This is a genomic window from Clostridium sp., from assembly GCF_050717515.1.
In the GTDB taxonomy this organism is placed as follows: Bacteria; Bacillota; Clostridia; order Clostridiales; family Clostridiaceae; genus Clostridium_AD.
This window is the reverse complement of the sequence record NZ_JBOITL010000004.1, coordinates 37,009-47,137: the sequence shown is the minus strand read 5'-3', so window position 1 is coordinate 47,137 and position 10,129 is coordinate 37,009. Positions and strand designations below refer to the sequence as shown.

The following is a 10,129-nucleotide window of genomic DNA, read 5'->3' as shown; positions in this document are numbered from 1 at the left end:
CGCTTCGTATTGCTGTTACCAGCTTCAACGCAACACTCGATATGAGTGGTTGGTTAGACCTTCCTCAATAGGGACTTTCACCCTACAAGTAGATGCCAAGCTTTCTTGGCGCACTATAAATAATCTTGAAAAGGGTGATTTAGTTTTTTTTATGACAAATCCAGTTCTACCGAACCAGGTATCTCATGTGGGAATATATATTGGGAATAATAAATTCATACATTCCCCTAACGCATATGATGTTATAAAAATATCTGAATTAACTGGATATTACAAAGATAAGTTTGTAATAGGTAAAAGATTGATAAAATATACATAAGAAATGCCAGGTCCTTTTAAGGTAGCCATACATTCCCTATGTCATATTAAAAGTATCTTCCATATATTTAAGGTATTTGTCCAAACTTTGTTTACAAATAATATATTCTTCCAGTACAGTTTATTTCTGAATCTTCTTCATACTCTTGATAGTCAATATATGCACCTTTAAGTTCTATAACATTTTCGCTTATATCAAATGCTTCTATACTTATTGTTTCTATTACATTATTCTCATTAACGCAGGTAGCCAATGTCTCATAATAATCTTCTTCTGAATTATATATAATTACTGAATTTAATATTCTAAATCTCCTTTCCCTTCTAATCATTTTATCATCATTTAAAACTTCCCCAAATCCAATTTTTTCTACTCCATCATTATTTTTTTTCTCTTTAAATAAAAAACTCATTTCTATTACTCCCCTTTCACTTTAATTACCTTGACCTTTGCTTTACTCCTCCCTGTTAAACTTATTCTATCATAGTGACTTTGCTAAATTAGTAGAATATTGTCATATTTCAAATTAAAAATGATGCAATTTGCTGTATAATTATTTAAAAAGAAAATAACCAAGGTTTCCCCCGGCTATTTCTTTAATCTATTTTGCAGCTTTACCTTCAACAAATGCTCTGTCAAAGTACATCATACCAGTAGGTATCTTACGAACTCCCTTTACATAGGTTTTGCAAGCTACATTGCTTACATAGAAAGCTACTGGAACCACTGGCATATCTTCCATTAATATTTTTTCTGCATCATGTAACATTTGCATTCTCTTAACAGGATCTGCTTCTTTTTTTGCACCGAGTACAAGTTCATCGTATTTGGGGTTATTGTATTTAGGATGATTATTTCCATCAGTACTCACCATAATATCCATAAAAGTCATTGGATCCATAAAGTCGCCGATCCATCCATCCCTAGAGATTTGATAGTCTCCTACTCTTCTTTGCGGAACGAATACCTTCCAATCTACTTCTGTTAATTTAATATTTACCCCTAAATTCTTCTTCCACATATCTTGAACTGCCTGTGCTATTTTTGCATGTGTCTCATTTTTGTTATAAGCATATTGAAATTCAGGGAAGCCTTTTCCATCAGGGTAACCTGCCTGCGCAAGAAGTTTCTTTGCCTCTGCTATATCACCTTTTCCATCATAGTAGTCTCCACCAACAGTTCTAAACTGTTTAGTTGTATCTGAATCAGAAATGCCGAAAGGAACCCATGCAGTTGCTGGTTTACGAGGATCTTTCCATACTGCTTCAATAAGTAGTGGTCTGTCAATAGCGAGTGCTAATGCCTTTCTAACCTTAGAATTATCTAAACCCTTTATTTTGTTATTAAGGGATATATAATAATTTCCTATATATGGTACTGAAACAGCTTTTTTATCAGCAACTAATTTTGGTATGTCGTTACTTGGTAAATCATCAAGGTAATCAACTTCTCCTGTTTCAAAAGCAGCAAGAGCAGAAGTTGATTGAACTATCATTACAAACTTCATTTTATCAAGTTTAACTTCAGCTTTATTCCAATAATTATCGTTTTTTACATATTCCATTGAAGCATCATGTGTCCATGAAGTAAGTTTAAAAGGTCCATTTCCTACATAGGTTTCAGGATTAAGTGTCCATTTTTCAGGGTCTTTTTCTACTATATCCTGTCTTACAGGCATTAAGGTTGAAAGTGCACAAAGCTGTAAAAAATATGCTGTTGGAACTGCTAGTTCAACTTCAAGAGTGTAATCATCTGTTGCTTTTACTCCAACGTCTTCTACTTTAGCTTTCCCTCCATTATACGCTTGACCATTTTTCAAGTAATATAATTGGTTTGCATAATCTGATGCAGTTTTAGGATTCAAAACCCTTTTCCAAGAATATTCAAAGTCTTTTGCAGTTACAGCCTTTCCATCTGACCATTTAGCATCTTTTCTTAAATGAAACACATATTTTGTAGGAGCTTTTTCATCAAAATCAACTTTTTCAGCTGCAGCAACAACTGGTTTATTATTTTCATCTAGTCTCATAAGACCTTCAAAAACTTGATTTGCTATAGTCATTCCACCTACAGTTGTAAGAAGAGTTGGATCTATAGTATCCGGTTGAGCTCCCAGATTATAAACAACGGATTGCTCCTCCACTACTTTTGTCTCTTCCTTTGTTTTTGTCTCTTCCTTTACAGGTGTTTTGCTAGTACAACCTGCGAACATAGTCATAGTGAGTGCAATACATAGAGCCAAAGTTATTTTTCTGCTTAATTTTTTCTTGTTCAACATAACATCCCCCTTCATTTTATAATTATCTAAATATTAAAGGATTAAGCTCGTTACCCTCCGTCCTTTAATAAAGATGACAGGCTACCTTATGGTCTCCACCCATATTTTTTAATACTGGAGTTACTTTGGTACAAATTTCTTTAGCAAATCTGCATCTACCTGCGAACCTACATCCTTCAGGTGGATCCATAGGACTTGGAATATCACCTTCCAATATAATCCTTTGGCTAGCTGCAGCTTCATCAGGGTCTGGTAATGGTATTGAGGATAATAATGCTTGTGTGTATGGATGCAGTGGATGTAAATAGACCTCATTACTCTCACCAATCTCCATCATCTTCCCTAAGTACATTACTCCAACTCTTTTTGAAATATGTTTAACCATAGATAAGTCATGAGCTATAAAAAGGTAAGTAAGGCCCATATCTTGTTGTAGTTCTTCTAGCATATTCACTATTTGAGCCTGAATAGAAACATCAAGAGCTGAAATAGGCTCATCACATACTATAAAATTCGGCTCAACTGCTAGAGATCTAGCAATACCTATTCTTTGTCTTTGGCCACCAGAAAATTCGTGAGGGTATCTATTAATGTGCTCGTTATTTAAACCAACAATGTCTAACAGTTGTTTAATTCTATCTTTTCTTTCATTACCAATTGAAAGTTTATGAATATCAATAGTTTCACCAATAATATCTCCAACTGTCATCCTGGAATCTAGGGAGGCATAGGGATCTTGAAATATTATTTGCATTTGTTTTCTATAAGAAAGCATTTGTTTAGGCGAAAGGGTTTCAATATGATGTCCATTATATATAATTTCACCAGAAGTTGGTTCGTAAAGCTTTAAAAGAGTTCTGCCACAGGTGGTCTTTCCACATCCAGATTCTCCTACCAACCCTAGGGTTTCTCCTTTTTTTATATCAAAGCTTAAGTCATCAACTGCCTTAACAAAACTATTCCCTTTTCCAAAAAATCCTCGTCGTACAGGAAAATATTTCTTTAGGTTTCTTACGGACAATAAATATTCCGGCTCCTTCATATTATCTGCTCCTTCCTAAGTGGTCTTTCTATTTTGGGGGCATCAGGATGATTTAACCAACAGGCAGCACTGTGAATGCTGACAGTTGAATCAACATTATCAATTGAAAAATGCTGCGGCATATCCACCATACATACCTCCATAGCGTAATCACACCTTGGAGCAAATGGACACCCTTTTGGAGGGTCCAATAAATCAGGCGGTTGCCCTTCTATAGGTTTCAATTTTTCTTTTACCAGATTCTTAGGATTAGGAACACTATTTAAAAGCCCCCAGGTATAAGGATGTTTTGCATTATAAAAAATTTCTCTTGTGCTTCCTCTTTCAACTACATATCCACCATACATTACATTAACACTATCGCAAAGGTCTGCTACAATGCCCAAATCATGAGTTATCAAAATTATCGAAGTATTAAGTTTTTTCCTTATGTCCTTAAATAGCTCCAATATTTGGGCTTGAATAGTTACATCAAGTGCTGTTGTTGGCTCGTCGGCAATTATTAGTTTTGGATTACAGGAAAGCGCTATTGCTATCATTACTCTTTGCCTCATACCACCTGAAAATTCGTGAGGATACTGCTTTAGTCTTGTTTTTGGGTTTGCGATTCCAACAAGATTAAGCATATCTACTGCAAGTTTAATCGCCTGGGATTTTGAAACTTTTTTATGAAGTATAATAGGCTCTATCATTTGTTTCTCTATGGTTAGAACAGGGTTAAGAGAAGTCATAGGATCTTGAAATATCATGCTCATGGAGTTTCCTCTTATATTTCGCATAGCCTTATTGTTGTATTTTGTTATATCTGCGTCATCAAATATAATTTGACCTTCAGTCAATTTACCATTATCAGTTAATAATTTCATTATGGAAAGCATGGTTACAGATTTTCCACTACCGGATTCTCCAACAATACCTAAAGCATGACCTTTTTCAAGAGTAATGGATACATTTCTAACAGCTTTTACTTCTCCAACATGAGTAAAAAAAGATGTATTTAAATCTTTAACTTCCAGAATTTTTTCCACAATATTCACCTACTTTCTCATCTTTGGATCAAGGGCATCTCGAAGCCCATCACCAAAAAGATTAAACGCAACCATTGTTATAGAAATAGCTAAAGCTGGAATAAATAATTGATAAGGAAAAGTTTTATATGTGGCTAGCGCATCATTGCACAATGTACCCCAACTTGACATTGGAGCAGCCACGCCAAGCCCAATAAAACTTAAAAAAGCTTCTGTGAAAATCGCTTGAGGTATAGAAAGTGTTAAAGTAACTATTATAGCACCCATTGAATTAGGTATCAGGTGTCTTAAAATAATTCTGATTTTGCTGGCTCCTGCAGCTTTTGCCGCCAATATGAATTCCTGTTCCTTTAAAGATAACACTTGCCCTCGCACAATACGGGCCATTCCAACCCAATATATAATTCCAAGGGTTATGAATACATTTAGAAGGCTCTTACCTAAAACCACCATTAGAAGTATTACATAAAGCATCATTGGTATACTATAAAGAACATCTACAATACGCATCATAATATTATCTACATTGCCACCATAATAACCTGAAATACCGCCATATAATACACCTATAGTAAGATTAATAATTGCAGCTACAACACCTACAGAAAGAGATATTCTAGCTCCATACATAACTCTAACAAATATATCTCTGCCGAGTTCATCGGTGCCAAACCAATGAATTTTGTCAGGCCACTTGTTTGAATTCAAAAGATTATTTGAAGCATAATCAAATTTGCTTATTAAGGGACCTACAATAGCCATTATTAACACAAACATAATTACCACCATTGAAACCATAGCGACTTTGTTCCCTTTTAGTCTTCGGCCTGCATCTTGCCAGTAAGTTTCGCTTTCACGGTTAGCTACATAGCTTTGTCTTTTTTCAATGCTTACCGGCTTAAAATCCGGTATTTTTTTTATAGTATTTTCAGCCATTATCACCACTACCCTTCAATGTTAATCCTTGGATCCACAAATGCATAAACAATGTCTACCAAGAGATTACATACAATTAATAAAAAACTGTAGAAAACTGTCACTCCAAGTACTAAGGTATAATCTCTGTTAGATATACTATCCACAAAGGATCTACCAAGGCCTGGTATTGTAAAAATTCTTTCTACTACAAAGCTTCCAGTTAAAATTGCTGCAACTAGTGGTCCGATATAGGTAATTACAGGAAGTATCGCATTTCTTAAGGAATGCACAAAAACAATTGATGTTTCAGATAAACCTCGTGCTCTTGCGGCTCTAATATAATCCTGCCGAATAACATCCAGCAAACTGGATCTTATAAGCCTAGATATAAAAGCCATAGAAAATCCTGCTAGAGCCATTGCAGGTAGAACATAGTGTCTCGGACTCGAAAGACCGAATACTGGAAACCACCTCAGCTTTTCTCCTAAAAAATATATAAGAAGAGTAGCAACTACGAAGGATGGGATGGTAACACCTAATGTGCTTATAAACATTGCCAAGTTGTCCTGCCACTTGCCTTGTTTATAAGCGGATATTATCCCAAGGATTATCCCAAAAACTAATGATATAGAAACGGCAACAGCTCCCAGTTTCGCAGATACAGGAAAGCCTCTATTAATAATGTCATTAACAGATGTTCCTCTTTGTTGAAAAGATGGTCCAAGATCTAATTTTACTAAATCACCAATGTAATTCTGATACTGCCACAATAGCGATTTGTCTAAATTATATCTTTCTTGAATATTTTTTAATATCTCTGGTGGAAGGACCTTCTCTCTATCGAAAGGACCACCAGGAATTACATGTGCAAGTATAAATGTTGCAGTAACTACCACCCATAAGGTGAGTATGCTTGAAACAATTCTCTTAAGTATGTATTTTGACACGCCAATCCCCCCCTAGCATTGTTAATAAAAGTATAAATTCTATACTTTACTATTAATATTACTATTATTATTCATATATACCATATTATTCCTGTAATTGCAAGTTTATTCACATAATATTCTGTTAAATGTCTTTAATTTGGTGCCATCCACCTGCAAGTGGCAAATTCTTTTTCTTAATGAAAGCAAAAAAAACTAGCCAAAGTAGTGAATCTACACCACTCCAGCTAGCTTAAACTTCTCTTATTTAATTACACCCTCAATTACTGAAACTTCACACCTAAAAAAATGGACTTTACACGCAAATTATAAGTTACAATAAATAAAAATATTATAAGTATATATCAAAATTATATTTAAGCTTTACTTAAATATAATTTTGATATATACTTATATACGGACATAAAATACCAATTTACACTACTTCAAATATCACAATTATATCATATCACAAAACAAATATCAATGTCAATAGAAATTTCAAAAATTGTAAAAGGATTTAGTTATACTATCAAAATAATTTGATTAAGGAGATTTTTGTTATGAGTTCAGCGAGTTCAGATTTTGAAAAGGGTAAAATAGGAAAACTATTGTTCAAACTAGCCTTGCCATGCATTATAGCGCAATTAGTAAATGTTTTATATAATATTGTGGATAGAATATTTATAGGTAAGCTTCCAAATGGCGAAATTGCTATGGCTGGAGTTGGTATAGCTTTTCCTATAATTCTTATAATATCAGCTTTTAGTGCTTTAATTGGTATGGGTGGTGCTCCAATCGCTGCTATAAAAATGGGTGAAAAGAAAAATGAGGAAGCTGAAAAAATACTAAGCAATAGCTTTTCTATGCTTATTATTATAGGCATAATTTTAACTGTAGTATTTTTAATTTTTAAGGGTCCAATTCTTTATGCTTTTGGCGCAAGCGATCAAACTATTGGGTATGCTCAGGATTACATAACAATATATTTAATTGGAACAGTTTTTGTTCAGATAGCTTTAGGCATGAATGCTTTTTTAAATACACAAGGCTTTACGAAAATCAGTATGTGCACCGTAATGATTGGCGCTGCAATAAATATAGTTCTTGATCCTATATTTATTTTCACTTTTAACATGGGAGTTAAGGGAGCTGCTTTAGCAACTATAATTGCTCAAATGGTTTCCGCTATATTTGTTTTAAAATTTTTATTTGGAAAAAAAACCATTTTAAAAATACGCAAAAAGTTTTTAATGCCAAATCTCAAAATTATACTTCCTATTGTTAGTTTAGGTATTGCACCATTTATTATGCAATCTACTGAAAGTTTAGTTTTAGTTTCTTTAAATACAAAACTTCAAGCTTATAGCGGTGATTTGGCTGTAGGTGCTATGACTATTATGGCGAGTATAATGCAAATCATCATGCTGCCGTTAATTGGTTTAACTCAAGGTTCCCAACCTATAATAAGCTATAATTATGGGGCTAAAAACTTAGATAGAGTAAAAGCTACTATCAAACTTTTATTAACATGTTCTTTAACTTACACCATAGTAATGACAAGTATTTTAATGCTATTTCCAGAAACCATTGTTTCTATATTTAACAAGACACCAGAACTTATGTCTATTACCACTTGGAGCATTAAAATTTATTTTGTAGGTACATTTATATTCGGCGCTCAAATAGCTTGTCAACAATCATTTCTAGCTTTAGGACAAGCTAAAATTTCATTATTCCTAGCATTATTAAGAAAGATAGTTTTGCTAATACCTCTTATATTTATTCTTCCAAACTTCTTTCAAGATAAATTATTCGCCGTTTTATTAGCAGAACCAATAGCCGATATTATAGCTGTAACAATAACTGTCATTTCATTTTACCTATTTTATAAAAGAAATTTAATCAATGAAGCATAAAAAAATCAATAATGGATAGGTACTAAATACCTATCCATTATTCCTAATCATTACTTCTTTAAATTTCTACATGACACCTATATTATATCCCGCTGGTTCATATTAATTACCAAAAATTTTCATGGGAGTGCAAATATTTATCTGTGAGATTTTTTAGATTTACGAAAGAATGACACTATACTCACTGATAGTACAAGAATTATACCAATAGCCAAGAATAAGAAACTCATTGGTATTAAATAAAATGGTTCCAAAAGAGTACCATCTGGAGCGACTTCAGATCCGATTATGCTATAGGCAATCATACAACCGCCCCCTATAATAAAGGGTATTAAAGTTAAATATTTTTTTTTCATTGCAAACTCCTTTCGCGCTTTTCAGCTTTAAAAATTATTTTCATGCATATTCTCCTGGCAAGTAGCCCCTTAAAACACACTTCTAAATATAGCTTTAAAACTATATTTCTATTAGTTAACCTGTAGCAATTAATTATTAACCGTAGTATATCACATTTTTTATTGTTTATCAATATATTCTTAATGCTTATTAGTATATATATATTGTTAACCAACATATTGCTTAACTACATAATCAATTCCAATTCTTTAAATTTATATAATTTCAATTTTTTCTCTATCTGTTGATTCTTATATATAGGCCGTTTTCTTGCAAATCTTGTTTACTATTTTCTTCATTTATATTTAAAGTTTCTTTAGCATAAAATTCTAGGGCATATATAATGAATTTTTGGTCATTATAATATCTAAAGATCATTAGACAAATATATGTTTGCGTAAATTTAAATATTAACAAGAAAGGTGAGATAATATGAGCAATAAGTTAACTGTAACCAAAAATAAAATGGCTGCATTAGGAATCAAGAAAAATAAACAAAACGATTATGAATATATTAATCCTGAAGATGAGACTAAATCTAAATATAAGTCAGTTAAAAAAGAAGTTAAATATTAAATTGAACATTTCATATATTATTAACCTGGTGTAAAATGCTTAAGACTATAATTGCAGATTATAAATAAAATAATGCGATAAAAAAAATATATATAGCTGTTAAATAAAATTCAACAACTATATATATTTAAACTCTAAACTGGTTTATGCATTACAAATAAGTGTGGTTCTTGTAGATGATCCTGAACAATTCTTAGAGCTTCACCAAATCTTTGATAATGAACAACTTCTCTTTCTCTTAAAAATTTTAAAGGCTCTATTACATCTGGATCATCAGCCATACTAATTAGATATTCGTAGGTAGCCCTTGCCTTCTGTTCTGCAGCTAAATTTTCAGTAAGATCTACAATGGGATCCCCTTTTGATTGAATATATGATGCGTTAAAAGGAACGCCTGATGCGCTTACAGGGTATATTCCTCTACCATGGTCAGCATAGTAGCCACTCATTCCGCCTTTTTGAATTTCTTCTAGCGTTGCGCATTTCATTAATTGACGAACCATGCTTCCAACCATTTCTAAATGAGCTAGTTCTTCAGTGCCTATATCATTACATGTTGCTATAGCTTCGGGAGTTATCATAGAAAATCTCTGACTTAAGTATCTTAATGATGCACCTAGCTCACCGTCTGGACCGCCATATTGAGTAATAATAATTTTTGCCATTTCTGGATTAGGATTTTTAATTTTTACAGGATATTCTAAGAATTTATCGTATGTCCACATAA

The 10,129-nt window shown here is 32.9% G+C and carries 11 protein-coding genes; 3 read left to right on the top strand and 8 right to left on the bottom strand.

Going from position 1 to position 10,129, the window contains the following annotated elements:
* Positions 1-319 (top strand): C40 family peptidase (locus tag ACREV6_RS00980; RefSeq protein WP_431576170.1); only part of this gene is annotated, 319 nt, incomplete at its 5' end.
* 91 nt (positions 320-410) lie between these two features.
* Here ACREV6_RS00980 and ACREV6_RS00975 read toward each other — a convergent pair.
* The 6 genes from ACREV6_RS00975 to ACREV6_RS00950 all read right to left on the bottom strand — a co-directional run bounded on the left by ACREV6_RS00975 (position 411) and on the right by ACREV6_RS00950 (position 6,532).
* Entirely contained in the window at positions 411-731 is a 321-nt protein-coding gene (locus ACREV6_RS00975) for a hypothetical protein (RefSeq protein WP_431576169.1), read from the bottom strand.
* A gap of 189 nt (positions 732-920) precedes the next feature.
* Positions 921-2,597, bottom strand: coding sequence for a peptide ABC transporter substrate-binding protein (locus tag ACREV6_RS00970; protein WP_431576168.1), 1,677 nt, complete (start codon positions 2,595-2,597; stop codon positions 921-923).
* Between the two features lie 64 nt (positions 2,598-2,661).
* Positions 2,662-3,639, bottom strand: coding sequence for an ABC transporter ATP-binding protein (locus ACREV6_RS00965; protein ID WP_431576167.1), 978 nt, complete (start codon positions 3,637-3,639; stop codon positions 2,662-2,664).
* A complete protein-coding gene (locus ACREV6_RS00960; protein WP_431576166.1) occupies positions 3,636-4,667 on the bottom strand; it encodes an ABC transporter ATP-binding protein in 1,032 nt (343 codons plus the stop codon). The genes ACREV6_RS00965 and ACREV6_RS00960 overlap by 4 nt, the downstream gene beginning before the upstream one ends.
* Positions 4,668-4,676: 9 nt before the next feature.
* Complete coding sequence (locus ACREV6_RS00955) at positions 4,677-5,603, bottom strand: ABC transporter permease (RefSeq protein WP_431576165.1); 927 nt, start codon at positions 5,601-5,603, stop codon at positions 4,677-4,679.
* Between the two features lie 8 nt (positions 5,604-5,611).
* Positions 5,612-6,532, bottom strand: coding sequence for an ABC transporter permease (locus tag ACREV6_RS00950; protein ID WP_431576164.1), 921 nt, complete (start codon positions 6,530-6,532; stop codon positions 5,612-5,614).
* A gap of 542 nt (positions 6,533-7,074) precedes the next feature.
* On the opposite strand from ACREV6_RS00950, the gene ACREV6_RS00945 reads away from it, so the two are divergent.
* Positions 7,075-8,430 carry an MATE family efflux transporter gene (locus ACREV6_RS00945; protein ID WP_431576163.1) on the top strand — a complete coding sequence of 452 codons (1,356 nt, stop codon included), beginning with the start codon at positions 7,075-7,077 and terminating at the stop codon, positions 8,428-8,430.
* A 137-nt stretch (positions 8,431-8,567) separates the two neighbouring features.
* Here ACREV6_RS00945 and ACREV6_RS00940 read toward each other — a convergent pair whose 3' ends face one another.
* Positions 8,568-8,786 carry a DUF3955 domain-containing protein gene (locus ACREV6_RS00940; protein WP_431576162.1) on the bottom strand — a complete coding sequence of 73 codons (219 nt, stop codon included), beginning with the start codon at positions 8,784-8,786 and terminating at the stop codon, positions 8,568-8,570.
* 472 nt (positions 8,787-9,258) lie between these two features.
* Here ACREV6_RS00940 and ACREV6_RS00935 point away from each other — a divergent pair, with 472 nt between their 5' ends.
* Entirely contained in the window at positions 9,259-9,402 is a 144-nt protein-coding gene (locus ACREV6_RS00935) for a hypothetical protein (protein ID WP_431576161.1), read from the top strand.
* A gap of 134 nt (positions 9,403-9,536) precedes the next feature.
* Here the strand turns inward: ACREV6_RS00935 and ACREV6_RS00930 are convergent, their stop codons facing one another.
* The gene (locus tag ACREV6_RS00930; protein WP_431576160.1) at positions 9,537-10,127 is read right to left on the bottom strand and encodes a manganese catalase family protein; all 591 of its coding nucleotides are present in this window, start codon (positions 10,125-10,127) and stop codon (positions 9,537-9,539) included.
* Between the last annotated feature and the right edge of the window lie 2 nt (positions 10,128-10,129).

What these genes read in the sequence shown, in the direction of transcription:
- ACREV6_RS00975 (WP_431576169.1), bottom strand. Translation starts at nt 731, where the DNA reads ATGAGTTTTTTATTTAAAGAGAAAAAAAATAATGATGGAGTAGAAAAA.
- ACREV6_RS00970 (WP_431576168.1), bottom strand. Translation starts at nt 2,597, where the DNA reads ATGTTGAACAAGAAAAAATTAAGCAGAAAAATAACTTTGGCTCTATGT.
- ACREV6_RS00965 (WP_431576167.1), bottom strand. Translation starts at nt 3,639, where the DNA reads ATGAAGGAGCCGGAATATTTATTGTCCGTAAGAAACCTAAAGAAATAT.
- ACREV6_RS00955 (WP_431576165.1), bottom strand. Translation starts at nt 5,603, where the DNA reads ATGGCTGAAAATACTATAAAAAAAATACCGGATTTTAAGCCGGTAAGC.
- ACREV6_RS00945 (WP_431576163.1), top strand. Translation starts at nt 7,075, where the DNA reads ATGAGTTCAGCGAGTTCAGATTTTGAAAAGGGTAAAATAGGAAAACTA.
- ACREV6_RS00940 (WP_431576162.1), bottom strand. Translation starts at nt 8,786, where the DNA reads ATGAAAAAAAAATATTTAACTTTAATACCCTTTATTATAGGGGGCGGT.
- ACREV6_RS00935 (WP_431576161.1), top strand. Translation starts at nt 9,259, where the DNA reads ATGAGCAATAAGTTAACTGTAACCAAAAATAAAATGGCTGCATTAGGA.
- ACREV6_RS00930 (WP_431576160.1), bottom strand. Translation starts at nt 10,127, where the DNA reads ATGTGGACATACGATAAATTCTTAGAATATCCTGTAAAAATTAAAAAT.